Below are 24463 nucleotides of genomic sequence, written 5' to 3'. Positions count from 1 at the left end.
GCTGCCTGGTGGTGCCACCAACAGGATAAGTTCCCACTCTCCACGGGCACTCCCGGGCCGCGATGGTGTGGCCATGGCGATCGATTCTCAGACAACGACGACAACGACGACAACGGCAACGGCGGCAACGGCAACGGCGGCGGCAGCCCCGGCGGGCGAGCGGCTCACCGGCCGCGCCAAGCTGGTCCTCTTCGTGCTGTGCGCCGCCCAGTTCATGGTGGCGCTCGACTTCTCCGTGCTGAACGTGGCCCTGCCGGTGCTCGGCAAGGACCTGGGCCTGAGCCGGTCGGCCCTCCAGTGGGCGGTCACCGCCTTCGCACTGCCCTCCGGCGGCTTCCTCCTCCTCTTCGGCCGGATCGCCGACCTGTACGGCAGGAAGAAGCTGTTCCTGGCCGGCCTCGCCCTCTTCGGCGCCGCCTCACTGCTGGCCACCCTTGCCTGGGACCCGGCGTCCTTCCTGGCCGGCCGCGCCCTCCAGGGCCTGGGCGCGGCGGTCATCGTGCCGACCGGCATGTCCCTGCTCACCACTACGTTCCCCGAGGGCCCGCTGCGCGACAAGGCCCTCGGCATCTCCGGCACCCTGCTCTCCCTCGGCTTCACCATCGGCATGGTCCTGGGCGGTGTCATGACCGACACCCTCGGCTGGCGCTCCACGATGGGGCTGCTCGCGGTCACCGCCGTGATCGTGCTGGCCCTCGCCCCCGGACTGCTGCCCGAGTCGCGCACCCCCGACCGGCCGCGCCTGGACGTACCCGGCGCCGTCACCGTCACCGGCGGCCTGCTCGCGGTGATCTACTCCCTGTCCTCGGCGGCCCAGCGCGGCTTCGGCGGCGCGGACGTATGGGGCACGCTGCTCGCCGGGCTGGCGCTGCTCGCCGCCTTCGCCGCCGTGGAGTCGAAGAGCCCGGCGCCGCTGGTCTCGCTGCCGATGCTGAAGCGGCGCACCGTCGCCTGGGGCAACATCGGCGGCCTGGTGACCTTCTCGATGATGTCCACGGTCATCTTCGTCCTGACCCTCTACCTCCAGGAGACGCTGGAGCTGTCCCCCTTCCGGACCGGTCTCGTCTTCGGCGTCCAGGGCGTCGCCTCCGCGTTCGCCGGCTCTTACGCGCCCAAGGTCATCGGCCGCTTCGGCGCCCGGCGCACGCTGACCGGTTCGCTGCTCGGCCAGGGCCTGTTCATCGCCGCCCTGCTCGCCGTGGGCGCCGAGTCGGGCGCGCTGCTGGCGACGGTCGCCGTCTCGGTGGCCAGCATGTTCCACCTCGGCGCGATCATCTCGTACGGGCTGACCGTGACCAGCGGCGTGCCGGACTCGGAGCAGGGGCTGGCGACCGGCCTGGTCACCACGACGCAGCAGGTCGGCCTGACGATCGGGATCCCGCTGCTCGGCGTCCTCGCCACCACGCAGGCCTCGCTCTTCGACGGGGTCCGCACGGTCCTGGCGATCGACGCGGCGATCGTGGTCGCGGCGGCGGTCCTGGTGGGAGTCGGCCTGGGCGGCGGCCGTACGCGCAAGGCCTGATCGGCACCGGCGTCGGCGACGGCATCGGCGTTCGGGACCGGGGACCGGGAGCGGAGGGCATCCTCCGCGGACCGGTCCCCGTCCGCGTTCGGGCGGCGCGGCCGACGACCGCCCGGCAGGCCGCCACGGCCTCAGGCCCGGGTCCACCGGGGCTGGTTCACCGGGGAGGCGGGCACTGGTACGGGCATGGGTACGGGCACCGGCGCCGGTTCCGGGCCCCGCAGGTGCAGGTCGCGGACCGTGGCCGCGGTCTCCCGTTCGAAGTGCTCCCAGGAGATCAGCTGCCGCCAGGTCGGATCCGGCCGCCCCGGCACCGTGGCCCCGCGAGCCGTCCACTCCCGGACGAGCTGCTCGAACAGCGGGGCGGCCACGGCCGCGTGGGCCGGCGGTCGGGGCGCCGGGACGTACGGGGGGCGACCGCCGTCGTCGGCGGCCGCCCGGTGCCGCGCCGTGGTGGTGAGCGTGGAGCGCGTCGTCGTCATGCCTGGGCAAACGATTCCCCCGGCGGCGGGGACACGCACGGCCGTGCGCCGGGGCCGGAGTGCCTGGTCGGACCGCTTTCCACTCTGCTCGCCGGCCGCCTGCTCCCGCCGGTCGGACCCGCTACTCCTCCTGGTAGGAGTGGCGCTGTTCCGTCCAGGGGTCGGCGATGTTGTGGTAGCCGCGCTCTTCCCAGAAGCCGCGCCGGTCGGCCGTCATGTACTCGATCGCGCGCAGCCACCTCGGCCCCTTGTACCCGTAGAGGTGCGGGACGACCAGGCGCAGCGGGAACCCGTGCTCGACGGTGAGGGGCTCGCCGCCGTGGTGGGTCGCCAGCAGGGTCCGCTCGGAGGTGAAGTCGCCCAGGCGCAGGTTGGCGCTGTACCCGTACTCGGCCCAGGCCATGACGTGCGTGGCCCGCGGGTCGGGGGGAGCGAGCTCCAGGACCGTCCGGGCGGCGACCCCGAAGAACTCGTGGCCCGTGGAGGTCGTGCCCGAGGCGCAGTGCAGGTCGGTCCCGATGGTGATGCCGGGCAGCGCCGAGAACTCGTCGAACGACCAGGCGTACTTGTCACCCGTGGCGGTGGCGCCGAAGACCTGGAGGGACCAGCGCTCGGGACGGAACTTCGGGACCGGACCGTAATGGGAGACGGGCCAGCCCTTGGCGATGCGCTGGCCCGGAGGCAGGGGTGGGGTTCCCACGAGGTCTTCGTCCTGTTCTCACCGAGGTGCTGCGGGTGGCCGTCAGGATACCGGCGACCGCCACCGCCTTCCGGCCGTCCGACGGCTCGGGCGGGGGACGGGTTCCGGCGCGGTGGACGGTCGTCGCCGGAGGAACGCGATCGGCCCTCACCCATTCTTTCATTCTTCGCGGTGACGCCGAATCCCGGTGAATGGAGACCCGGGGCGGCGGCTGTGCGGTTTCGGCCCCGGGGGCCGGAAGTCCGTGGTGCGGCCATCGATCGATTTGGCGGTGCGTTCCACTTGTCTCATGATGTGAACAGACATCAGGTTGAGCCCGCGCTCGCCAACTGTGCGCAACGTAGGCATTGTTGACTGATCAACGGATGAGAGTGGTGTGAGTTCCACCACTCCCCGACGCGCGCGGCGACTGCATCCCACCCATTTCAACTTTCATCTTTCATCTTTCGAGGTAAAGGCAGCATGCCCGTCCAGCAGTTTTCAGACCTCGTGCGTTTCGCCCGCGACCATTCCCCTTTCTATGCCGAGCTCTACGCGGACCTGCCACCGCACGTGAGCCGGATCACCGACGTGCCCGTCGTGGACCAGGACGCGTTCTGGGCCGCCAACACCCTGCACGACAACCGCGTCCTGACCGCCCCCCTCGGGGAAGCCGTCGCGTTCAAGACCGGCGGTACGACCGGGACCCCGCGCTTCTCCTGCTACACCCGTGAGGAATGGCGGGAGTTCGTCACCGCCTTCGGCTCGGGCATGGTCGACGCGGGCCTGCGGCCCGGGCACCGGGTCGCCGACCTCTTCTACGCCGGTGAGCTCTACGCCAGCTTCCTGTTCATCCTGGACTCGCTCGCACACGCACCCGTCGCCAACGTCCGCCTCCCCATAGGCGGCGGCGCACCGGTCGACTCGACGCTCACCACCATCGAGGACTTCGCCGCCGACGTGCTCGCCGGCACGCCGACCACGCTGTGCCGCCTCGCCGAGCACCTGACCTCCGCCGGCCGCCAACTGCCGGCGGTGGAGTTCCTGTTCTTCGGCGGCGAAGCCCTCTTCGAGGACCAGCGCCGTCTCCTCGCGGCCGCCTTCCCACAGGCCACACCCCGTTCGCTCGGATACGCCAGCGTCGACGGCGGCCTCCTGGGCCGCCCGGTGCCCGGCCCGGACGAAGACACGCGTACGCACCGCCCGTTCGACCCGCACACCCTCGTCGAGATCCTCGACGACACGACCGGAGAGCCGATCCGCGAAGCGGGCCGCCCGGGCCGGGTCGTCGTCACCCAGCTCTACCGCAGCCTCATGCCCGTCATCCGCTATCCCGCCGGCGACCGCGCGGAGTGGACCGGCACCGAGGGCGGGGCCTTCCGCATCCTCGGCCGCGCCGAGGAAGGCGTACGCGTCGGGCCCGTGTCGCTGTACGGGCAGGACGTCACGAACGCCGTGGCCGAGGCCGACACCCACGGCTCCGTCACCGGGACGCAGCTCGTCGTACGCCGCTGGGAGGGCCGCGACGGCCTCGTACTGCGGCTGGCGACCGCCCCCGGCCAGGGCCCGGCCGGCCTGGAGCTCCTCGCCGAGGCGGTCGTCACCGGGCTCAACACCGCCCGGCCGCTCTACCCCGACAGCGTCGGGGCCGGGTTCGTGCACCCGCTCCGCGTCGAATGGGTCCGCCACCGCGACCTGGTGGTCAACCCCCGCACGGGCAAGCTGGTCCGCGTCCTCGACGAAAGGCCGACCTCGTGACGACGACACCGACACCGACGCAGCCCCCGTCCCCGACCGCGGCCCCCGGCCGCCGGCTGCCCCTCGTCCTGCGCAACCGCGCCTTCGGCACCGTATGGCTCGGCCAAGTCCTCACCCAGGCCGGCGTGCGCATGTTCCAGGTGGGCATCTCCTGGTGGCTCATCAGCGAGGCCGCATCCGGCGACGGCGGCCTCGCGGCCGGGCTGTTCATGGCCGTCAGCACTCTGCCCGCCGTGGTCCTGGCCCCGCTCGTGGCCCGCGCCATCGCCCGCTTCGCCCACCGCTCGCTGCTGCGCACCGCCGCCGGCGGCGCGGGAGCCGCGTCCGCCGCGCTGGCCGTCTGGGCCGGCGCGAGCGAACTCCCGGTCGCCGCCGCCTACGGCGCCGCCCTCGCCCTGGCGACCTGCCAGGCCTTCTTCGACCCGTGCCTGACCACCTCCGTGCCCGAGCTCGTCGACGACGCGGACATCGAGGCCGCCACCGGCTTCGAGTTGTCCACCCAGTCGCTGGCGAGCCTCGGCGGCGCCCTGCTCGGCGCCCTGGTCGTGGACGCGGCCGGGGTCGCCGGCCTCGCCGTGGGATGCGCCGCCGCCTACGCCACGGCCGCCCTGCTCATCGCGACCGTACGGTTCCGCACCGCCGCTCACCCCGATGCCGATGCCGATGCCGATGCCGACTCCGCCGGTGGGCAGGACGCGCCGCGCCGGACACTGCGCCGCCTGCTCGGCTCCATGCCGTACGTCCGCGGCATCCTGCTCTGCTTCACCGCGGCCAACCTCTTCACCACGGCCGTCTTCGTCGTCATGCCGCTGTACACCGCCACCGTCCTGCACGGCGACGGCGCCACCGTGGCCCTTCTGGAGGCCTCGCTCGGCGTGGGCACGCTCGTCGGCTCCTTCACCGGGGCCCGGGTGCCCGGCCGGCCCGCCGTGGTCGGCACCGCCTGCCTGGGGGCGATGGCCGCGGCGCTCGCCGTCCCCGGCCTGATCGCCGCGCGGCCCGTCATCGCCGGGTCCCTGCTGCTGACCGGCTGGTGCGTCGGGGTGATCGGGGTCCGCTTCGTGGCCCTGTTCCAGCGGCTGGTCCCGGCCGCCGACAAGCCCGCGTTCTTCGCCGTCATGCAGGCCGTCCTCGGCGCGACCTTCCCGGTCGCCTCGCTGCTCTTCGGCTTCCTCGGCGACCACTTCAGCGCCCAGACGCTGTGCCTGATCCAGGCGGCCGGACTCGTGCCCGCCGCCCTCGCCCTGGCCCTGCTGCCCGGACACTCCCGCCCGGCGGGCGCCCCCGAACCGCTCGGCGCCCCCGACCCCGCCGCGGCCCCGGAACCCACTCCCGCAGGAGGCGTGCGATGACCGCCGCGATCGAGCAGGCCACCCCGGCCGACATCGCCGATCTCCGTCAGCTCTACTACGCCGTCTACGGACCGCACTACCCCACCGCCCTCGGCACCGACCCCGCCGAGATGTCCCGGCTGATCCAGGACCCGCACACCCTCTGGCTCGTCGCCCGCTGCCCCCGCACCGGCGCCCTCGCCGGATCGGCCGCGGTCCACAGCGAGCCCGGCAGCCGCGTCGGCCGCCTCGAAGGACTCGCCGTCCACCCCGACCAGCGCGGTTCCGGGCTCGCCGGGCAGCTGACCGAGGCCGTCTGCGCCGGGACGCTCGACGCCGGAGAGCTGGACTCGGTGTACGCCACCGTCCGCACCGTCAGCGCCGGACCCCAGCGCGTCGTGGCCCGCAACGGCTTCCGCCCGCTCGGCATCCTGCCCAACGCCGTGGATCTCAGCAGCCGCGAGAGCCTGGCGCTCTACGCGCGTCACTCGCCCGGTGTACTGGACCGCCGGGTCCCCGTCGCCGAGGTGCCCGCCTCCCTGCTGCCCCTGCTGCGCACCGCCGAAGCCGGCCTCGGCATCAGCTACGCGGACGTCCGGCCGACCCCGCCGCTGCCGGTGGCCCCCGGGCCCGCCCCGCGCCGGCTGGAGATGATCGAGGCGCCGGCCTTCGTCCGCCGCCGCTTCAAGGAGCACTTCCCCGACACCGGCCGCTGGTTCTACCCGCTGCACACCCCCAACATCCTGCTCACCCCCGACGACGGCGGATTCGAGGTGTACGCCTACCTCAACCGCACCGGCGGATACTGCGCCCTGGTCACCGCCCACCCGGACCCGGCGGCCGCCGCCGGCTGGCTGGAACCGGTCACCCGCACCCTGACCCGCGCCGGAGCGGGCTACGTCGAGGCGCTCGTACCGCTCGAACACCACGCCGCGCTCTCCGCCTTCGCCGCCCAGGGCTTCATCGCCGGCGCCCTGTATCCGGCCATGCGCCGGGACGGGGACGGCTTCCACGACTACGTGGTGATGTCCCGCACCGCCGAACACGTCGATTTCCGCGGGCTCGTCGTCGACCCGCCGCTCCGGCCCTTCCTCGATTCCTATGTGTCGGCCTGGGCGTCGACGCATCTGCCCGTACGTGAGGTTGCTTCATGACCCGCTTCGTGACCCCTTCCCCTTCCACGGCCGAGTCCACGGCCCCTTCCGCCGCACCGCCCACGCCCCCCTCGAAACCCCATCTCGACCCCGTCGACGTCCCCGACGCCACCGCCCTCGCCCGGGTGCAGCAGCTCTGCGACCTGACCGACCCCTACACCTGCGGCCCCGCCGAGGAGCAGCTGTTCGCCGCCGCCATGGCGGAGACCAACGCCTGGCACCGCGACCGCTCCCCGTTCTTCCGCAGCCTGTACGACGACGGCGCGCGGCCGGACACCCCGTACCGGGCGCCCCTGGTGCACGCGAACTTCTTCAAGCGCCACGAGGTGCTCTCCATACCCGAGGACCAGGTCCACCTCCACCTGACCTCCTCCGGCACCACCGGACAGAAGTCGCAGATGTTCTTCGACGAGTGGACCATCCGCTCCGCCCAGCGCATGGTCGCGCGCATCTTCGACCACAACGGCTGGATCACCCCCGAGCAGCCGGTCAACTACCTGCTCTACAGCTACGAGCCCGCCCGCGACCTCAACCTGGGCACCTCGTTCACCGACAACTACCTGTGCGACTTCGCCCCGGCCCGGCAGGTCGAGTACGCCCTGCGGAACACCGGCAACGGGCACGAGTTCGACCCCTTCGGCTGCGTCGCCGCGCTGCGCCGCTTCGCCGAGGAGGACGTACCCGTACGCATCCTCGGCTTCCCGGCCTTCCTCTGGTTCACGCTGGAGCGGATGCGGGCCATGGGGCTCCCGCCGCTGGAGCTGCCGGAAGGCTCCCTGATCATCCTCGGCGGCGGCTGGAAGGGCCACACCGACCGGCAGATCGGCAAGCACGAGCTGTACGCCCGGGTGACCGAGCAGCTGGGCGTCCCCTCCGAGCGGATCCGGGACACCTTCGGCTCGGTCGAGCACTGCATCCCGTACATCGAGTGCTCCCACCACAACCTCCACGCACCCGTCTGGTCCCGCGTCTTCATCCGTTCGACCCGCACCCTCGAACCCCTCCCGTACGGCGAGCGCGGATACCTGCACCTGGTGTCCCCGTACATCACCTCCGTACCGGCGCAGAGCGTGGTCATGGGCGACCTCGCCTCGCTCCACCCGGGCGAGGAGTGCGGGTGCGAGCTGACCACCCCGTGGTTCACGATCCACGGCCGCGCCGGCGTCAGCCGCAACCGCAGCTGTGCCGTGGCCGCCGCCGAACTGATGAAGGGAATGTCATGACCGACACCATCAACCTCAACCACCACTACTGGCAGGGCACCTTCATCGGGGACGAGGAGGCCGCCCGCCGGCTGGCCACCCTGCCCGCGGCCGTCGAGGCCGCGCTCGCCGCGCCCCTGGACACCGAGACCGTCCTGGCCGCCTGCGACGCGCTCTCCCGCGCCCTGCGCAACCCCGGCCACCGGATACAGGAGCGGCTCGGCCCGCACCTGCCCGAGGGCACGGACGCGGACCGGGAGGAACTCCTGGCCGAACTGGCCGAGTTCCTCGGCCGTCCCTCCCTCACCCGCAAACTCCGCCGCGAGCTGGGCGGAACCGCCCCGCAGCGGCTGACCCGCCCCGACGCCAAGGAGACGGTCTACGAAGCCTGGGCGCCCGTCGGCCTGGTGGCCCACATAGCCCCCGGCAACGCCGCCACCGTCGCCCCGCTCAGCCTGATCGAGGGACTCCTCGCAGGGAACGTCAACGTCCTCAAGACCAGCAGCTCCGACACCTTCCTCGCCCAGCACCTCCTCGCCGAACTCGCCGCGCAGGACCCGACCGGCGCCCTCGCCGAGCGCATCATCGTGCTCCGCTTCCCCTCCTCCCGGCAGGAATGGCTGCGCCTGATGTGCGCGCCCGCCGACGCCGTCGCGGTCTGGGGCGGCGAGAGCGCCGTCGAGGGCGTCGCCGCCCATGTCCCGGCCGGCTGCCGCCTGGTGGAGTGGGGGCACAAGATCTCCTTCGCGTACCTCACCGAGGACGCCTGGGCCGACGAGGCGACGCTGAGCGCGCTGGCCGGTGACGTCTGCCTCTTCGAGCAGCAGGCCTGCTCCAGCCCGCAGGTCGTCTACCTCGACACCGACCCCGGGAACACCGAGGTCCTCCACGCCTTCGCCGGGCGTCTCGCCACCGCGCTGGCCGAGCAGCCCGCGCCCGCCGCGCCGGACCGCGACCTCGACCCGGCCGAGTACGCCGAACTGACCACCACCGAGCACCTCGCCCGCCTGGAGGAGCACCTCGGCCTGACCCGCGTCCTGGCCGCCCCCGACGGCACCTGGCGGGTCATGGCCGACAGCCGCCCGGCGCTCACCGCCTCGCCGCTGCACCGCAGCGTCTGGGTCAAGCCGCTGCCGCGCAAGGACCTCATCGCGACGCTGCGCCCGATGCGCCGCTACCTCCAGACGGCGGGCATCGCGGGCAGCCGTACCGACGTCGCGGAGCTCTCCGGCCTGGCGCTGGCCGCTGGCGCCACCCGCGTCACCCCCGTCGGGGCCATGACCGCGGGCTACTCCGGTGAACCGCACGACGGCGTCTACGCCCTCCAGCGCTACAGCCGCCGGGTGGCCGTCCAGGCCGACGCGCGCTTCACCACCACCGCCTGCCTCGACGACCTCGCCCGCCCGGCGCTCTTCCCGCCGCCCACCGGGCCGCTGCTGGACAAGGCCGCCGTCCAGGACCTCAACCGCGGGGTCGACCGGAGCGACGCAGAGCTGTACTTCCGCAGCGGGGGCAGCACCGGTACGCCCGCGCTGTCGCTGTTCACGTACGAGGACTACGACACGCAGATGCACGCCGCCGCCCGCGGCCTGCTCGCCGCCGGCTACGACCCGGCCCGCGACCGTACGGCCAACCTCTTCTACTGCGGCGGCATGTACGGCGGGTTCATCAGCTTCTTCTCCATCCTGGAGCGGCTCGGCGGTGTCCAGATGCCGATGGCCGCCGGCGCCGACCACCGGGCCACGGCGCAGATGATCGCCGCGTACGAGGTGGACACGCTGTTCGGCATGCCCTCGTACCTCTGGCAGCTCCTGCACGAGGAGGCGGACCTGCTGCGTTCGTACGGGGGCCTGCGCAAGATCTACTACGGCGGCGAGCACTTCACCGAGGAACAGCGCAGGACGCTGACCGAGACGTTCGGCATCGAGGTCATCCACTCGATCACCTACGGCAGCACGGACCTCGGCCCGCTCGGCTACCAGTGCGCGGAGAGCGGCGGCAGCGTCCACCACCTCCACGCCGACCTGCACACGCTGGAGATCGTCGACGTCGACGAGGACCGGCCCGTGGCTCCGGGGGAGACCGGCCGGCTCGTCTTCACCACCCGGGCCCGGCGCGGCCAGCACCTCGACCGGTACGTGATCGGCGACCTCGGGCGCGCGCTGCCCGGGCGCTGTCCCTGCGCGAGCCACGCCCCGCGCTTCGAACTGCTGGGCCGGCTGGGCGAGGTGATGCGGGTGGCGACGTACTTCCTCAACTACCGCCGCTTCGTGGCCATCGCGGGGGAGCGGCTCGGCTACGGCGGCGAGCTCCAGGCCGTCCTGACGGCCGGGTCGGCCCGCGAGGGCCTCACGGTACGGCTGGAGAGCGCGCACGCCCCGGATCCGGAGCGGGCGCGGGAGGCCTTCCTGGCCGCGTACCCGGAGGTGCGGTCGGCGGTGGCGGAGAAGCTGCTCGACTTCACGGTCGAGGTGGTGGACGGTGCCGACCTGGACCGTACGGCGACCAGCGGCAAGCTGCTGGCGGTGGTGGACGGCAGGCGGTAGCCCCGGCGGTTCCGCGCCGCCGCGGCGGGGGCGGGGGCGGCGTGATCACTCGTGCGCCGGGCGAATCTTAGACGGAGGATGGGAGGTTTTCCGTCAAATCTCCCGTTCTCCTCATCTTTCCACGCACGCTCAGTAGCGTCGGCCTCACAAGTGGTCCGGTGTGCCGCGCCGGCGGACTCCGGCCGTGAACGCGTAGATGAGGGAGCGGGCGACGATGGCGAATGTGGAAGTCTCGTTGAAGGAGACGATGACCTCGATCGAGGGGGCCCTGGGGGTCGCCCTCGTCGACTACGGCAGCGGAATGGCGCTGGGAACGCTCGGCGGCGGGAAGGACCTCGACCTCGCGGTCGCCGCGGCGGGAAACACGGACGTGATCCGGGCCAAGGTCCGCACCATGGAAATGCTGGGTCTGAACGACGAGATCGAGGATCTGCTGATCACCCTCGGGAATCAGTACCACCTGATTCGGCTGCTGCGGGGTCGGGGAACCGACGGGCTGTTCCTGTACGTGGTCCTGAACAAGGCGAACTCCAATCTGGCCATGGCCCGGCATCAGCTCAAGCGCATCGAATCCGCGCTGGAGCTCTAGGGAGCGTCCGCCGTCCCGGGTCCACGCACGCCCATGAATTGAAGAACTCTTCAATCCGGCACATCCGAATTTGGTCAAGCAGGGGCGTGCGTGGGCCCATCGGGCGGAATGATGGAGCCGGAAGCACGGGTCCGAGTGACGGCGGGAGCGTTCGTGGGCATGCAGGTACCCCTGTACCAGGCGAAAGCCGAGTTCTTCCGCATGCTGGGACACCCCGTCCGGATCCGCGTCCTGGAGCTCCTCCAGGACGGTCCGATGCCGGTGCGCGATCTGCTCGCCGAGATCGACATCGAGCCCTCGAACCTGTCCCAGCAACTGGCGGTCCTGCGCCGCTCCGGCATCGTCGTCTCCACGCGGGACGGCGCGACCGTCACCTACGCCCTCGCGGGAGGCGACGTGGCCGAGCTCCTGCGCGCGGCCCGCCGCATCCTGACCGAACTCCTGGCGGGTCAGAGCGAACTCCTGGCCGAACTCCGCCAAGTGGACCCGCGCCGTTAGTCGCGGGGCGGGGCGGGGTCGGTCCGGGGCCGTTGCCGTTGCCGGGGCGTCGGGAGCGCCGGGGGACGCGGACGGGCCACGGGCCCGGGATACCGGGTCGGCGGCCGGTCGGTGGCTAGCCTGGGGCGCATGGATTCCTCCCCCGCGTCCCACCCTGCCCAGTACACCGTCGCCCTGCGTCCGGGCCTCGCCGAGCCGGGTGATTCCGCCCGGCGGGGCGTGCTGCGCACCGCCCTGGTGGAGGCCACCGGTGAATTCGGGGCCTCCGGATATCCGCGGTACGCGGGCGAGGGCGTACAGGCCGACATCGACCCCGAAACGCGCACCGTCGAGGCGGTGACGGTCGACGGCGAGGAGCTCCCGTACGGCTGGGTGGCCCAACTCGCCGCCGACTGAGGGGTGCCGTTCGGATCGTCGCCGACGTGGTCGGTGCCCGTCCTCCGCAGGGGGACAACGCGGCCGCCGCGGCCGTGGTCGGCCGGTTCCTGCGCCACGTCGGCCACCTGGAACTCGCGGTGGGCACGGGCCCGTTGCCCGAGATGCAGTGGTTCCCGCCGACCAGGGCGCAGGCGCAGGCGCAGGGCGCGGGGGAGCGGGCCGAGGCGCTCGCCGAAACCGCCGCCGAGTCCGTGGCCGCGAGGTCACGTGGGCGGCTCCCGCTCCGTCCCGGTCGGGCGCGGCGCACGTGCGCGCGGCCGGTGGTGCTGGTGGAATGGCTTCTTCGGCTGCCGGGGCCGGGGAGGTGTCTTGTCCGAGCACGACGGGAGGTCCGCCGGGCCGCCGGGGGAGTACGAGGCGCTGCGCGCGCGGCTGCGCACGACGGAGGCCGCGGCCGAGCAGATCGGGACGAGCCTCGACGAGAACGCCGTCTGCGAGGAGCTGGCCGGCTTCCTGTTCCGCAACCTGTGCGACGCCGTCGCGGTGGACCTGCGGTCCGAGGACGGCGGGCTGAACCGGATCGCGGTGGCCGGAGCCGTCGCGTTGCTGAACGTGCAGACCGGCGAGTCGCCGTCCGTACGCGCCATCGACGGCCACCACCCCCTCTCCGAGTGGGTGGTGGCCTCCGGCGGCACCCGGGTGCACCTCGTATCGGTTCCGCTGCCGGCCCGGAACCGGGTCTACGGCGCGGTGCTCGCCGTACGGGCCGGCGGCGGCTTCAGCGACCACGAGGCGGCGACGGTCCACTTCACGGCCCGGCTGGCGGCGATGCACCTCGGCCACGCCCGGGAGCTGGCCGCGACCGCCGACACGGCCCTGAACCTGCAACGGGCGCTGGTGTCGGAGCCGGGACGGCCGCATCCCAACCTGGAGACGGCCAGCCGCTACCTGCCGGTCGGCACCCGGGCGCTGGTGGGCGGGGACTGGTTCGAGACGGTCCGGCTCCACTTCGGCCGCACGCTGCTGGTGGTCGGGGACGTCATGGGCCACGGGCTCGACGCCGCCGTCGACATGAACGCCTACCGCTCCACGCTGCGCGACGTGGCCTCCACGGACCTCGCCCCGCACCGCGTGCTGCGCCAGCTGGACGCGCTGGTGGCCGAGGACCCGGCCCGGCGGCCGGCCACCTGTCTGCTCGTACGGGTCGACCCCGCGCGCGGGGTCGCGGACTTCGCCAGCGCCGGCCATCTGCCGCCGGCGATCTTCGGGGAGGACAGCACGGCGGTCCTGGTCGACGTCCCGGTGGGGCCGCCGCTGGGCACCGGCGTCGGCGGCTACGAGGGCGTGACCCGGCGGATCACCACCGAGGAGACCCTGCTGATGTTCACGGACGGGCTGGTGGAGCGGCGCGGCGAGGACATCGACGTCTCGCTGGCCCGGCTGGCCGGGCTGCGGCTGCCGGTGGGGGAGACGGTGGCGGAGATGGTCGACGCGGTGGTCGCCGCTCTGGACGCGCGGCACGCCGAGGACGACGTCGCCGTACTCGCCGCCCGCGTCCGCCCGCGCAGGCCGTAGGATCCCCGCATGCCGCTGGAGTGGGAGCAGACGATCGTCGAGGCCCGGGACCCGGCCGCGCTGGGCCGCTGGTGGGCGCGGGCGCTCGGGTGGGTGGTCGTGGACGACTCGCCGGAGGAGTACGAGATCCGCCCCGAGCCGGACCGGACGCCCGGGCTGCTCTTCGTACGGGCGGCGGGCCCGAAGCGGGCGAAGAGCCCCCTGCACCTGGATTTCCGCCCGGACGACCAGGCGGCGGAGGTCGCCCGCCTCCTCGAACACGGCGCCCGCCCGGCCGACATCGGCCAGGGCGAGGACGTCACCTGGGTCGTCCTGGCCGACCCCGAGGACAACGAGTTCTGCGTCCTGTCCTCCCGCCGCCGGTAGGGGGCCGCGTACGGGACGGCGGGCCCTGCGGGGGACGTCAAGGCTGTGCCGTGTCCGTCGGGGTTCGAAGCGGTAGCCCATGCCCGGCTCGATGACGGTACCGTCCGGCCGGGCAGGACGGCCTCAGCCCTCGGTCAGTGCCTTGAGCGCGGTGTTCAGCTCCAGGACGTTGACGCGGGGCTCACCCATGAAGCCGAGCGTGCGGCCGTCGGTGTTCTCCTTCACCAGCTTCTCGACCTGCTCGACGCCGAGACGGTTGCGCTCCGCGACCCGGTGGACCTGGATCTTCGCGTACTCCGGGGAGATGTGCGGGTCGAGGCCGGAGCCGGAGGAGGTGACGGCGTCGGCCGGCACGTCCGAGGGCTCGACCTCGTACGTCGCCGTGGAGTTGTCCGCGATCACGGCGTTCTTGGCGTCGGTGACCAGCTTGACCAGGTCCGGGTTGTCGCCCGCCTTGTTGGTGGCGCCGGAGAGGACCAGGGAGTACCGGGTGTTGACGCTGTTGGAGCCGAGCCCGTTGGAGGGGCGCGGCTGGAACCACTTCAGGTCCGGCTCGGCCGCCTGCTGCGGATCGTCGGCGTCGTGCTCGGGCAGGCCGTACGTCTGGCCGATCAGCGAGGAGCCGACGACCTGGCCGCTCTCGTCCTTGATCTCCGAGCCGTTGGCCTTGTCGCTGAAGGCGATCTGGGCGATGCCGGTCACGGCGAGAGGGTAGACCACGCCGCAGATGACGGTCAGGACGAGGAGGGCACGCAGTCCGGCGCCCAGCAGACGGGCGGTGTTGCCGACGGAGTTGTTCATGGCGGTATCAGCACGTTCCTAATTCAGGCGAGCCCGGGGATGAGGGTGATGAGCATGTCGATGAGCTTGATGCCGACGAACGGGGCGATCAGGCCGCCGAGTCCGTAGATCCCGAGGTTGCGGCGGAGCATCCTGTCGGCGCTGGTCGGCTTGTACCGCACGCCCTTCAGGGCGAGCGGCACCAGCGCGATGATGATCAGCGCGTTGAAGACGACCGCGGACAGGATCGCCGAGTCGGGCGAGTGCAGGCCCATGACGTTGAGCTTGTCGAGGCCCGGGTAGACCACCGCGAACATGGCGGGGATGATCGCGAAGTACTTCGCGACGTCGTTGGCGATGGAGAACGTGGTGAGCGCGCCCCGCGTGATGAGGAGCTGCTTGCCGATCTCGACGATCTCGATCAGCTTGGTGGGGTCGGAGTCCAGGTCCACCATGTTCCCAGCCTCCTTGGCGGCCGAGGTGCCCGTGTTCATCGCCACGCCGACGTCCGCCTGGGCGAGGGCCGGGGCGTCGTTCGTGCCGTCACCCGTCATCGCGACCAGCTTGCCGCCCGCCTGCTCCCGCTTGATGAGGGCCATCTTGTCCTCGGGGGTGGCCTCGGCGAGGAAGTCGTCGACGCCGGCCTCCCGCGCGATCGCCTTCGCGGTCAGCGGGTTGTCACCCGTGATCATGATCGTCTTGATGCCCATGCGCCGCAGTTCGTCGAACCGCTCGCGCATGCCCTCCTTGACGACGTCCTTGAGGTGGATGACACCGAGGATCCGGGCCCCCTTCTCGTCCTCGACCGCCACCAGCAGCGGCGTTCCGCCGGCTTCGGCGATCCGGTCGGCGAGGAGGTCCGCGTCGTCGGCGACGCTGCCGCCCCGCTCCTTGACCCAGCTGATGACCGAACCGGCCGCGCCCTTGCGGGTCTTCTTGCCGTCCACGTCCACACCCGACATGCGGGTCTGCGCGGTGAAGGCGATCCACTCGGCCCGGGTGAGCTCGCCCTGGTGGCGCTCGCGCAGCCCGTACCTCTCCTTCGCGAGGACCACGATCGAGCGGCCTTCGGGGGTCTCGTCGGCCAGCGACGACAGCTGGGCGGCGTCGGCCAGTTCGGTCTCCGCCGTGCCCCTGACCGGGACGAACTCGGCGGCCTGGCGGTTGCCGAGGGTGATCGTGCCCGTCTTGTCGAGCAGCAGGGTGGACACGTCGCCGGCGGCCTCGACCGCACGACCCGACATGGCCAGGACGTTGCGCTGGACGAGCCGGTCCATGCCCGCGATGCCGATGGCCGAGAGCAGCGCGCCGATGGTGGTCGGGATCAGGCAGACCAGCAGGGCGGTCAGCACGATCATCGACTGCTCGGCGTCCGCGTAGATCGCGAACGGCTGAAGGGTGACGACGGCGAGCAGGAAGACGATGGTGAGGGAGGCGAGGAGGATGTTGAGGGCGATCTCGTTCGGCGTCTTCTGCCGGGCAGCGCCCTCGACGAGCGCGATCATGCGGTCGATGAAGGTCTCGCCGGGCTTCGTCGTGATCTTGACGACGATCCGGTCGGAGAGGACCTTCGTACCGCCGGTCACCGCACTTCGGTCACCGCCCGACTCGCGGATCACCGGGGCCGATTCCCCCGTGATCGCGGACTCGTCGACCGACGCGACGCCCTCCACGACGTCACCGTCGCCCGGGATGACGTCGCCTGCCTCGCAGACCACCAGGTCGCCGATGCGGAGCTCCGCACCCGGGACCCGCTCCTCGCCGGAGTCGGTCAGCCGGCGGGCGACGGTGTCGGTCTTCGCCTTGCGCAGGGTGTCGGCCTGGGCCTTGCCGCGGCCCTCGGCGACGGCCTCCGCGAGGTTGGCGAAGACGGTGGTCAGCCACAGCCAGGCGGTGATCGCCCAGCCGAACCAGTCCGTCGGGTCCTTGACGGCGAGGACGGTGGTGACCACCGACCCCACGAGGACCACGAACATGACCGGCGACTTCACCATGACGCGCGGGTCGAGCTTCTTCACCGCGTCGGGGAAGGACTTGAGCAGCGCCCCGGGGTCGAACAGGCCGCCGCCGACTCGCCCCTCCGGGCTCTCGTGTCCGGTGGGCAGGTCTTCGTGCGGAGCACGGGTGGGGGTGATGGTGCTCATGAGGCGAGCCCTTCAGCGAGCGGACCCAGCGCGAGGGCGGGGAAGTAGGTCAGACCGGTGATGATGACGATCGTTGCGACGAGCAGGCCCGCGTAGAGCGGCTTGTCGGTACGGAGGGTGCCCGCCGTCTCCGGGACGGGCTGCTGTTCGGCGAGCGAGCCGGCCAGCGCGAGGACGAAGACGATCGGCAGGAAGCGGCCGAGCAGCATGGCGATGCCGATGGTGCTGTTGAACCACTGCGTGTCGGCGTTCAGGCCCGCGAACGCGGAGCCGTTGTTGTTGGCGCCCGAGGTGTAGGCGTACAGGATCTCGGAGAATCCGTGCGCGCCCGGGTTGGCCATCGAGTTGCCGGGCGTCGGCAGCGCCATCGCGGCGGCGGTGAAGCAGAGCACCAGCGCCGGGGTGATGAGGATGTAGCAGGCGGCCAGCTTGATCTGGCGGGTGCCGATCTTCTTGCCCAGGTACTCGGGGGTGCGGCCGACCATCAGGCCCGCGATGAACACCGCGATGATCGCCATGATCAGCATGCCGTAGAGGCCGGAGCCGACGCCGCCGGGCGCGATCTCGCCGAGCTGCATGCCCAGCATCGCGATGCCCCCGCCGAAGCCGGTGTAGGAGGAGTGGAAGGAGTTGACCGCACCGGTGGAGGTCAGCGTGGTCGCGACGGCGAAGATCGACGAGCCGCCGATGCCGAAGCGGGTCTCCTTGCCCTCCATCGCCCCGCCGGCGAGGTCGAACGCCGGTCCGTGGTGGGCGAACTCGGTCCACATCATCAGCGCGGTGAACCCGAGCCAGATCGTCGCCATCGTGGCGAGGATCGCGTAGCCCTGGCGCAGGTTGCCGACCATGCGGCCGAAGGTCCGGGTCAGGGCGAACGGGATGAGCAGGACGAGGAAGATCTCGAAGAGGTTCGAGAACGGGGTGGGGTTCTCGAAGGGGTGGGCCGAGTTGGCGTTGAAGTAGCCGCCGCCGTTCGTGCCCAGCTCCTTGATGACCTCCTGCGAGGCCACGGCCCCGCCGTTCCACTGCCGGCCGGCCCCCGTGAACTGGCCGACCTCGTGGATTCCGGCGAAGTTCTGGATGACGCCGCAGGCGACCAGGACCAGCGCGCCGATCACGGAGATCGGCAGCAGGATCCGGACGGTGCCGCGCACCAGGTCGGACCAGAAGTTGCCGAGTTCGCCGGTACGCGAGCGGGCGAAGCCCCGTACGAGCGCCACGGCGACGGCCATGCCGACCGCGGCCGAGACGAAGTTCTGCACCGCGAGGCCGCCGGTCTGCACGACGTGGCCCATGGCCTGTTCACCGGCGTACGACTGCCAGTTGGTGTTGGCCACGAAGGAGGCGGCGGTGTTGAACGCCTGGTCGGGGTCGATCGACACGAAGCCGAGGGAGCCGGGCAGGCTGCCCTGGAGCCGCTGCAGGGCGTACAGGAAGAGGACGCTCACTGCGGAGAAGGCCAGGACGCCTCGCAGGTAGGCGGGCCAGCGCATCTCGGCCGAGGGGTTGGCGCCGATGGCCCTGTAGATCCACTTCTCCGGACGGTGGTGCTCTTCCGAGGAGTAGACCCGGGCCATGCGGTCGCCGAGGGGACGGTATGCGAGGGCGAGCGCGGCGACGAGCGCGAGCAGCTGCAGCACACCGGCGGTTACGGGGCTCATGTCGGTGCTCAGAACCTCTCCGGGTACACGAGGGCGAGGACGAGGTAGCCCAGCAGGGAGACGGCCACGATCAGGCCGACGATGTTCTCGGCGGTCACAGCTTGGCCACCCCCCGGGCGATGAGAGCCACCAGCGCGAACACCGCGACCGTGGTGACGACGAAGGCCAGATCGGCCATCGTGAGCTCCTGGATGAAGTGATGAAATGGATTTCGGCCAGACGGCCGATGTAGAGCAAACCGCGAGCTCAGGCGGGGATTAAGGCCTCTTGACGGGCTCCATACGGGTGAGCGGGATCTCTTGATGCCGCCCTGACGCGGAACGTCCCCGGGGCGTCGGCAGCGTGGCGCCGCACGGGCTCAAGCGGCCCGGAGCCGGCCCCGAAGCGGCCCGGGAGCGGCCCGGGAGCGGCCCGGGAGCGGCTCTCAGCGGGCCGTGGCCGGGCCGGCCGTGGCCGGGGCGGCGCCGGCCTGCGCGGCGCGGGCCGTGACGACGGCGGCCGGCCCGATCCCAGGGCTCCGCTCCGCTACAGGCGCTCCAGCGGTACGGCCGCGTAGGACTCCCGCAGCGCGCCGATCACCGGGTCGTCGGCGCGGAACGCGATGTCGTCGACCGCCGCCAGGGCCCGTACGCCGAAGCCCGTGCTCGTCGCGAACGCCGCCCGCATCGAGCGCAGCCGGACGTCCGTCACCGCTTCCGTGACGTGCCCGCCGCCGGCGGCCCGGAGCAGCCGCATCGTGGTCCCCGGCAGGACCTCGGCCTCCGGCCAGACCACGGTCCCGGCCTCGTCGACGAAGCCGGCGTTCCAGGTGCAGCCCTCGGAGACCAGCCCGCCCGCGCCGGTGAACAGCACGTCGTCGAACCCGGCGAGCCGCGCCGCCCGCCGCAGCCGCAGCTGCCCGAACAGCGCCACGTGCTTCACCGTCGGCGCGTCGCGGTGGAAGGCGAGCCGCTGGACGCGCAGGGGCGGCAGCGGCCGGTCGTCGGGCCCGGCAGCGGGCCGGGTCGTCACCAGCACGCCCGGCCGCCCCGCCCGGTCGGGGGCCGTCAGATCCAGCTCGGGGTCGAAGACCGTGACCCGCACCATGAACCTCCCGGCCCGCCCGCTCCCGGCCTCCGTGCGTACGCACTCCCGCACCCACTCGGGATCGAGCTCCGCCCCGAACACCGCCCGGCAGTCCCCGACCAGCCGGGCGAGGTGCAGCCCCAGCCCCCGTACCCCGCCGTCCTCCACCCGCATGGTGGTGAAGTGCCCGTAGTTGGTCAGCGCGAGGGCCTGCAAGGCCGCGGGGGAGGCGGGGGAGCCGTTCAGGGAAGCCATACCGGCAGTCTGCCCGCCGCCGGAGCGCCCCACGTCGTACGACGGACGCGGCGACCCGGATCCCCGGCACGCACGAGCCGCCCCCCGGGCCGGCCACCGCCACGGTGCGAGGGCGGGCGGGCTACGGGGCCGGCGGCGCGGAGACCCGCATGCGGCCGACGGGCGGGATCGCGGGGCCGGGCGGCAGCAGTTCGATGGTCACCAGCGCCACGACGGCGGAGAGGATCGCCACCGGGATCATCTCGGTGCTGCCCAGCACGAGCACCACGAGCACCACGCTGCTGACCGGCAGCCGAAGCGCGCTCACGGTGGCGGCGGCCATGCCGGCCGCCAGTCCGGCGCCGACACCGAACCCGGGCAGCGGCGAGCACAGGACGCCCGCCGCGGCGCCGAGGAACAGCGACGGGAAGATGGGGCCGCCCCGCAGGCTGCCCAGGCACAGGGAGAAGGCGGCGCCCTTGCAGAGGAGTACGGCGACCAGCGCGCCCACGGCCCAGGCGTGCGGGTCACCGGCCAGCTCGGCCATCGTGGCCTGGCCGGAGGAGGCCACGTCCGCGGGGGAGCGGCCGGTGCCCAGGGAATAGGCGGCGGCGCAGACGCCGGCGGCGAGCGCGCAGACGGCGGTGACGATCAGCGGGCGTTTGGCGACCTGGACGGCGGTCAGCCGTCCGCCGAACTGGATCAGGTGAATGCCGACCGCGAGGGCCGCGGCGAGGAGGATCGACCACACCACGTCACCGACGTCCAGGCGGGGGAAGTGCATGCCCGAGGACTTCAGCGACAGATCGCCGGTCTTCAGTCCGGTCCAGCGGCCGAACCCGGTGAAGACGAGCGAGCCGATCCCGCTCGACAGCAGCGCGGGCAGCATGACGGCGAACAGCTGGGGCCCGCCCACGCCCACGACCTCCATGAGCAGCACCGCGCCGATCAGCGGATTGCCGAAGATGGTGGCGATCGCCGCGGCGGATCCGGCCGCGCCCAGCAGCGCGGTGCTCATCGGCGTCTCCGGCGTTCCGGTGAGGTGCCGCAGTGCCACCGCGAGTCCGCCGCCCAGCGCGATCAGCGGGGCCTCGGGACCGAGCGTGGCGCCGAGCGGCAGGCTGAACGCGGCCGCGAGGATCACTCCGGGCAGGGCCGCGGCTCCGGGACCGCCCGGGTGCAGGCCGGTGGCGGGGATGTGCCCGCCGGCCCCGGGGAGCCGGGTGACGATCTGACCGACGCAGACGCCCGAGAGCAGCAGCAGCGGCAGGGGCCACCACCAGGGCGGAGCGTCGTGGCCGAGGGCATGCGGGAGGTCGACCCAGACCAGGCCCTCCAGTTTCTGGATCGCGGCGAGGAACCAGAACGCGGCCAGCGAGACGGGGATGCCGATGAGTCCACAGAACACCAGCGTCTTGCGGTATCCGGGAGTGCGGAGCAGCTCGCCGAGCCGCTGGGCTTCCGCGGGCCGCGAGGGCGGCTGCGGGCCCGGATCCGGACTCGGCTGCGTCGGCTGCGTCATGGGGCCGTTCCCTCCCGTCCCACGTCCCTCACCGGAGAGTCCGGTACAGGGTGTTCCGTCAGCCGAGGAGCCGGCGCTTCTGCTCGGTGAACTCCTCCTCGGTCAGGACGCCCTGTTCCTTCAGGGTGCTGAGCTGCTTGAGCTGGTCGATCCTGGTGGTCATGTCGTCGGCGGCAGGTGCCGGGGCCGGGGCCGGTGCGGGGGGCGGCGGTGCGGCCGCGGCCTGCGGTGCCTCCTGGGGCGCCTCCTGCTGGGCCCAGCGTCCGGCCTGCCGCCGGGACACCCGGTTGGAAACGGCGGTGGCGGTGCCGGCGATGACGGCCGTACGGGCGACTCCGCGAAGAAGTCCGGGCATGGTGCTCATCTCCAGGGGTGCGGTGGAGCAGGGCTGCGGTCGTTCTCACTCGTCGCCGGGCGGTACTTCCATCGCCTCCAGCGAAGCCAGCAGCGCCTGGACGGGAATCCGGCCGGCGGCCACGAGCTGCGCGCCTCCGCGCCGCAGTTCACGGGCGAACGGCGCCGCCCACGTGTTCTCGTAGACGATGATCCCCGCCGAGTTGCCGGGTTCCAGAGCGGTGCCGGCGTCGTCGATGTCGCTCTGGTCCAGCAGGCCGGACGAGGCCCCTTCGAAGATCGAGAGGTCGACCTCGTCGCCGAAGTCCTGCAGCTCCACCGCGGTCACCGAACCGTCCAGGTCCTTGCGGACGAAGACCAGGTCGAAGATGCGGATGATGCCGCGATCCACGAGATCGACGAGCATGGGCAGTCCCTGGCCCGTCATCCGGTTGCCCGGAAACTCGATCACGGCGTAGTCGACGGGCCCCAGGTCGTCGATGCCGCCGAACCCGCCTGATTCCTCGGCCTCGCTGCTCATGGCTGCTCCTGTCGTGCTGGGGGAGGGAAGACGTCGCGTCGGCGGCTGATCCGCGGGCTGTGGGCTCCGGCACGCGATGGGCAGGAGGGACGGTCGCCTAAGCCCATTCCAGCACCGGGAGGGCACCTTCGCACATTCGGAAAGCCGCCGGTCCCACGAGTCGACCGGTCGATGGTCAGCTGGTCAGCTGGTCAGCTGGTAGAGGCTCTTGCCGGTCAGCCACAGGCCGAGCACCAGGCAGAGGACCACGATCGCCTGCTGGGCGTGTTCCGTCAGCCATCCGCGCAGACGCAGCAGCCGGGCCTGGGCGACCTCGGGGGCGAACACGATGTACAGCTCGGCCGCCAGCAGGCTCGCGCTCGCGAGCAGGCAGAAGCCGAACAGGGCCATGTAGGTGGCCGGCTGCGCCGCGTTCGCTTCGAGCACGGTCGTCGCGCCCGCCGCCACCATGCCCCACGGCTGGACGAGTACCGCCAGGCCCGCCGAGGCCCAGAGCGAGCCTCCGTCGAGGGCGGCCGTCGCTCCGCCGGACGGATCGTTGCGCCCCGCCCGACCAGGCGCGGCGGGGGCGTCCGCCGAGGCGGCGCCCGCCCGCATGAGGCGCCGGCGGTGGAGGCCGTAGAACACGAGTCCGATCCCGATGGCCAGCTTGGCCGCCAGCCCGGCCACGCCGGGCGGGGAGCGCGGCGGCGGGGGCTGGCCGTCGGTCACCGCCAGGACGACGGCGATCACCGCGACGAGGCAGGCCAGCCAGGCCAGAACGAAGACGAGGCCCTTCCACACGCCCCTGGCGGACGACACCACGAGCGCGAACGCCATGAGGGGCAGGGGATAGAGGGTGATGGCCAGCGCGATCAGCATGAGGTCGAGAACCATGGCGCCCCCATCGTGTGACGGCGTGCGACGACGTACCACGACGACCCTACGCACGGAACCCGTCCTCGACACCTTCGCCCGGCGCCGCCGTCCGCCGCCGACCACGGGCGCCGTTCAAGATGCCGCCCTCGACCGCATCCTCCAACCTGGACGCAGACGAAGGAGACCCCATGACGACGACCGCTCCGCCGGTGCAGTCGTGGGCGTACGGCCGTCCGCCCTCCTCCGCGCCGACCCCCTCCCCGGTGGGCTGATGCCTTCCGGCGAGCGCACGCCGTCCGGCAAGCGCACACGCGGCGCCCCGCACCCCACCTGGTGGCGGACCCGCTCGCGCAACGCGACGATCGCCGCCCGGCGGCTGCAGCGCCGCGCGGAGACCCGGTTCCCGGTGATCACCCACATCGCGGAGCGCATGGTGTCGGTGAACATCTTCGATTCGGCGACGCGGCTCGCCGCGCAGTGCTTCCTGACCGCCGTTCCCCTGGTCTTCGTCGTCGCGTCGGTCGCCCCGGAGCGGGTACGCCGGCAAATGGCCGCCTCGATCCGCTCCGTGTTCGGGCTCAACGGCGCGGCGAGCGACCAACTGCAGTCGGTCTTCGGCAGCTCCGACGCGGAACTCCAGAACGCCGTGGGCGTGGTGGGGTCCCTCATGGTGCTGCTGTCGGCGACCGCCGTGAGCCGCGCCATGCAGAGACTGTGCAAGCGGGCCTGGGAGATCCCGAGGACCGGGGTCAGGATCGCGGTCTGGCGCTGGCTCGTGTGGATCGCCGGCTGGATCTGTCTGCTGGTGGTGCAGGAACCGGTGCGCAGCGGGTTCGGCATCGGGCTCTGGGTGGGAGTCCCCCTCACGTTCGTCTTCCAGACCGCGGTGTGGTGGTGGACCCAGCACCTCCTGCTGGGCCGCCTCGTCCCCTGGCTGCCCCTGCTGCCGGGCGCCCTGCTCACCGGTGGCGCGATGACCGCCCTGTCGGTGACCGCCGGTTTCTACATGCCGCGCGCCCTCAACCGGGCGCTGAGCGAATACGGTTCGGCCGGCTCGGTCTTCGTCCTCCTGTCGTGGCTGATCGTGCTCTGCGTGGCGGTCGCCGTCGGTGTCACCGTGGGCGCCGTCCTGGCGCAGGAGCCGTTCCTCGCCCGCCGCCTGGGCAGTCCGGTCCCGAACCGGCACGGGTCGCGGCAGGGCTGAGTGCCGACGCCCGGGCATCGGGCCCCGCCGTACGGCAGTGC

Annotated in this window: 23 protein-coding genes; 12 read left to right on the top strand and 11 right to left on the bottom strand. The window is 72.4% G+C overall.

Annotation, left to right across the window (positions count from 1 at the left end; genetic code table 11):
* The first annotated feature begins 73 nt into the window (after positions 1-73).
* Positions 74-1522, top strand: coding sequence for an MFS transporter (locus AB0M92_RS17995; protein ID WP_366103157.1), 1449 nt, complete (start codon positions 74-76; stop codon positions 1520-1522).
* 131 nt (positions 1523-1653) lie between these two features.
* Here the strand turns inward: AB0M92_RS17995 and AB0M92_RS17990 are convergent, their stop codons facing one another.
* Together AB0M92_RS17990 and AB0M92_RS17985 are read right to left on the bottom strand one after the other, a co-directional pair.
* Positions 1654-2004 carry a hypothetical protein gene (locus AB0M92_RS17990; RefSeq protein ID WP_366103156.1) on the bottom strand — a complete coding sequence of 117 codons (351 nt, stop codon included), beginning with the start codon at positions 2002-2004 and terminating at the stop codon, positions 1654-1656.
* Between the two features lie 121 nt (positions 2005-2125).
* Positions 2126-2704: a molybdopterin-dependent oxidoreductase gene (locus AB0M92_RS17985; protein WP_366103155.1), complete on the bottom strand. Its 579-nt coding sequence runs from the start codon at positions 2702-2704 to the stop codon at positions 2126-2128.
* Positions 2705-3166: 462 nt separating this feature from the next.
* On the opposite strand from AB0M92_RS17985, the gene AB0M92_RS17980 reads away from it, so the two are divergent.
* The 10 genes from AB0M92_RS17980 to AB0M92_RS17935 all read left to right on the top strand — a co-directional run bounded on the left by AB0M92_RS17980 (position 3167) and on the right by AB0M92_RS17935 (position 14080).
* The gene (locus AB0M92_RS17980) at positions 3167-4441 is read left to right on the top strand and encodes an AMP-binding protein (protein WP_366103154.1); all 1275 of its coding nucleotides are present in this window, start codon (positions 3167-3169) and stop codon (positions 4439-4441) included.
* On the top strand, positions 4438-5793 hold the full coding sequence (locus tag AB0M92_RS17975) for an MFS transporter (protein WP_366103153.1): 1356 nt from the start codon (positions 4438-4440) through the stop codon (positions 5791-5793). The genes AB0M92_RS17980 and AB0M92_RS17975 overlap by 4 nt, the downstream gene beginning before the upstream one ends.
* Complete coding sequence (locus AB0M92_RS17970) at positions 5790-6926, top strand: GNAT family N-acetyltransferase (RefSeq protein WP_366103152.1); 1137 nt, start codon at positions 5790-5792, stop codon at positions 6924-6926. The genes AB0M92_RS17975 and AB0M92_RS17970 overlap by 4 nt, the downstream gene beginning before the upstream one ends.
* On the top strand, positions 6923-8149 hold the full coding sequence (locus tag AB0M92_RS17965; RefSeq protein ID WP_366103151.1) for an acyl-protein synthase: 1227 nt from the start codon (positions 6923-6925) through the stop codon (positions 8147-8149). The genes AB0M92_RS17970 and AB0M92_RS17965 overlap by 4 nt, the downstream gene beginning before the upstream one ends.
* The gene (locus tag AB0M92_RS17960; protein WP_366103150.1) at positions 8146-10674 is read left to right on the top strand and encodes an acyl-CoA reductase; all 2529 of its coding nucleotides are present in this window, start codon (positions 8146-8148) and stop codon (positions 10672-10674) included. The genes AB0M92_RS17965 and AB0M92_RS17960 overlap by 4 nt, the downstream gene beginning before the upstream one ends.
* 214 nt (positions 10675-10888) lie before the next feature.
* Complete coding sequence (locus tag AB0M92_RS17955; protein ID WP_366103149.1) at positions 10889-11263, top strand: hypothetical protein; 375 nt, start codon at positions 10889-10891, stop codon at positions 11261-11263.
* Between the two features lie 159 nt (positions 11264-11422).
* Positions 11423-11761, top strand: a complete 339-nt coding sequence (locus AB0M92_RS17950) for a metalloregulator ArsR/SmtB family transcription factor (RefSeq protein ID WP_366103148.1) — start codon at positions 11423-11425, stop codon at positions 11759-11761.
* A gap of 129 nt (positions 11762-11890) precedes the next feature.
* Positions 11891-12157, top strand: coding sequence for a hypothetical protein (locus tag AB0M92_RS17945; RefSeq protein ID WP_366103147.1), 267 nt, complete (start codon positions 11891-11893; stop codon positions 12155-12157).
* Between the two features lie 351 nt (positions 12158-12508).
* Positions 12509-13714: a PP2C family protein-serine/threonine phosphatase gene (locus AB0M92_RS17940; protein WP_366103146.1), complete on the top strand. Its 1206-nt coding sequence runs from the start codon at positions 12509-12511 to the stop codon at positions 13712-13714.
* Positions 13715-13723: 9 nt separating this feature from the next.
* Entirely contained in the window at positions 13724-14080 is a 357-nt protein-coding gene (locus AB0M92_RS17935) for a VOC family protein (RefSeq protein WP_366103145.1), read from the top strand.
* A 123-nt stretch (positions 14081-14203) separates the two neighbouring features.
* Here the strand turns inward: AB0M92_RS17935 and AB0M92_RS17930 are convergent, their stop codons facing one another.
* The 9 genes from AB0M92_RS17930 to AB0M92_RS17890 all read right to left on the bottom strand — a co-directional run bounded on the left by AB0M92_RS17930 (position 14204) and on the right by AB0M92_RS17890 (position 23236).
* Positions 14204-14881, bottom strand: coding sequence for a potassium-transporting ATPase subunit C (locus AB0M92_RS17930; RefSeq protein WP_366103144.1), 678 nt, complete (start codon positions 14879-14881; stop codon positions 14204-14206).
* A gap of 23 nt (positions 14882-14904) precedes the next feature.
* A complete protein-coding gene (gene kdpB, locus AB0M92_RS17925; protein ID WP_366103143.1) occupies positions 14905-17004 on the bottom strand; it encodes a potassium-transporting ATPase subunit KdpB in 2100 nt (699 codons plus the stop codon).
* Positions 17001-18665, bottom strand: a complete 1665-nt coding sequence (kdpA, locus tag AB0M92_RS17920; protein WP_366103142.1) for a potassium-transporting ATPase subunit KdpA — start codon at positions 18663-18665, stop codon at positions 17001-17003. The genes kdpB and kdpA overlap by 4 nt, the downstream gene beginning before the upstream one ends.
* A gap of 8 nt (positions 18666-18673) precedes the next feature.
* Positions 18674-18763, bottom strand: a complete 90-nt coding sequence (kdpF, locus tag AB0M92_RS17915; RefSeq protein WP_366103141.1) for a K(+)-transporting ATPase subunit F — start codon at positions 18761-18763, stop codon at positions 18674-18676.
* A gap of 427 nt (positions 18764-19190) precedes the next feature.
* Positions 19191-19985: an aminotransferase class IV gene (locus tag AB0M92_RS17910; protein WP_366103140.1), complete on the bottom strand. Its 795-nt coding sequence runs from the start codon at positions 19983-19985 to the stop codon at positions 19191-19193.
* A 121-nt stretch (positions 19986-20106) separates the two neighbouring features.
* Positions 20107-21486: a chloride channel protein gene (locus AB0M92_RS17905; protein WP_366103139.1), complete on the bottom strand. Its 1380-nt coding sequence runs from the start codon at positions 21484-21486 to the stop codon at positions 20107-20109.
* 58 nt (positions 21487-21544) lie between these two features.
* On the bottom strand, positions 21545-21841 hold the full coding sequence (locus AB0M92_RS17900; protein WP_366103138.1) for an SHOCT domain-containing protein: 297 nt from the start codon (positions 21839-21841) through the stop codon (positions 21545-21547).
* A 45-nt stretch (positions 21842-21886) separates the two neighbouring features.
* Entirely contained in the window at positions 21887-22360 is a 474-nt protein-coding gene (locus AB0M92_RS17895; protein ID WP_366103137.1) for a DUF6325 family protein, read from the bottom strand.
* A gap of 183 nt (positions 22361-22543) precedes the next feature.
* Entirely contained in the window at positions 22544-23236 is a 693-nt protein-coding gene (locus AB0M92_RS17890) for a GAP family protein (RefSeq protein ID WP_366103136.1), read from the bottom strand.
* A 253-nt stretch (positions 23237-23489) separates the two neighbouring features.
* On the opposite strand from AB0M92_RS17890, the gene AB0M92_RS17885 reads away from it, so the two are divergent.
* Positions 23490-24422, top strand: coding sequence for a YhjD/YihY/BrkB family envelope integrity protein (locus tag AB0M92_RS17885; protein ID WP_366103135.1), 933 nt, complete (start codon positions 23490-23492; stop codon positions 24420-24422).
* The last annotated feature ends 41 nt before the right edge of the window (positions 24423-24463 follow it).

The organism is Streptomyces sp. NPDC051582 (assembly GCF_040681715.1).
Classification (GTDB): Bacteria; Actinomycetota; Actinomycetes; order Streptomycetales; family Streptomycetaceae; genus Streptomyces.
This window is presented reverse-complemented; position numbering and strand designations above follow the sequence as displayed.

Bases quoted from the DNA above. Each gene is read 5' to 3' on its own strand.
- AB0M92_RS17970 (WP_366103152.1), top strand. From the start codon at position 5,790: ATGACCGCCGCGATCGAGCAGGCCACCCCGGCCGACATCGCCGATCTC.
- AB0M92_RS17935 (WP_366103145.1), top strand. From the start codon at position 13,724: ATGCCGCTGGAGTGGGAGCAGACGATCGTCGAGGCCCGGGACCCGGCC.
- AB0M92_RS17910 (WP_366103140.1), bottom strand. From the start codon at position 19,985: ATGGCTTCCCTGAACGGCTCCCCCGCCTCCCCCGCGGCCTTGCAGGCC.
- AB0M92_RS17945 (WP_366103147.1), top strand. From the start codon at position 11,891: ATGGATTCCTCCCCCGCGTCCCACCCTGCCCAGTACACCGTCGCCCTG.
- AB0M92_RS17980 (WP_366103154.1), top strand. From the start codon at position 3,167: ATGCCCGTCCAGCAGTTTTCAGACCTCGTGCGTTTCGCCCGCGACCAT.
- AB0M92_RS17885 (WP_366103135.1), top strand. From the start codon at position 23,490: ATGCCTTCCGGCGAGCGCACGCCGTCCGGCAAGCGCACACGCGGCGCC.
- kdpB (WP_366103143.1), bottom strand. From the start codon at position 17,004: ATGAGCACCATCACCCCCACCCGTGCTCCGCACGAAGACCTGCCCACC.
- AB0M92_RS17930 (WP_366103144.1), bottom strand. From the start codon at position 14,881: ATGAACAACTCCGTCGGCAACACCGCCCGTCTGCTGGGCGCCGGACTG.
- AB0M92_RS17995 (WP_366103157.1), top strand. From the start codon at position 74: ATGGCGATCGATTCTCAGACAACGACGACAACGACGACAACGGCAACG.
- AB0M92_RS17900 (WP_366103138.1), bottom strand. From the start codon at position 21,841: ATGCCCGGACTTCTTCGCGGAGTCGCCCGTACGGCCGTCATCGCCGGC.
- AB0M92_RS17890 (WP_366103136.1), bottom strand. From the start codon at position 23,236: ATGGTTCTCGACCTCATGCTGATCGCGCTGGCCATCACCCTCTATCCC.
- AB0M92_RS17950 (WP_366103148.1), top strand. From the start codon at position 11,423: ATGCAGGTACCCCTGTACCAGGCGAAAGCCGAGTTCTTCCGCATGCTG.
- kdpA (WP_366103142.1), bottom strand. From the start codon at position 18,665: ATGAGCCCCGTAACCGCCGGTGTGCTGCAGCTGCTCGCGCTCGTCGCC.
- AB0M92_RS17960 (WP_366103150.1), top strand. From the start codon at position 8,146: ATGACCGACACCATCAACCTCAACCACCACTACTGGCAGGGCACCTTC.
- AB0M92_RS17905 (WP_366103139.1), bottom strand. From the start codon at position 21,486: ATGACGCAGCCGACGCAGCCGAGTCCGGATCCGGGCCCGCAGCCGCCC.
- AB0M92_RS17990 (WP_366103156.1), bottom strand. From the start codon at position 2,004: ATGACGACGACGCGCTCCACGCTCACCACCACGGCGCGGCACCGGGCG.
- AB0M92_RS17965 (WP_366103151.1), top strand. From the start codon at position 6,923: ATGACCCGCTTCGTGACCCCTTCCCCTTCCACGGCCGAGTCCACGGCC.
- AB0M92_RS17895 (WP_366103137.1), bottom strand. From the start codon at position 22,360: ATGAGCAGCGAGGCCGAGGAATCAGGCGGGTTCGGCGGCATCGACGAC.
- AB0M92_RS17955 (WP_366103149.1), top strand. From the start codon at position 10,889: ATGGCGAATGTGGAAGTCTCGTTGAAGGAGACGATGACCTCGATCGAG.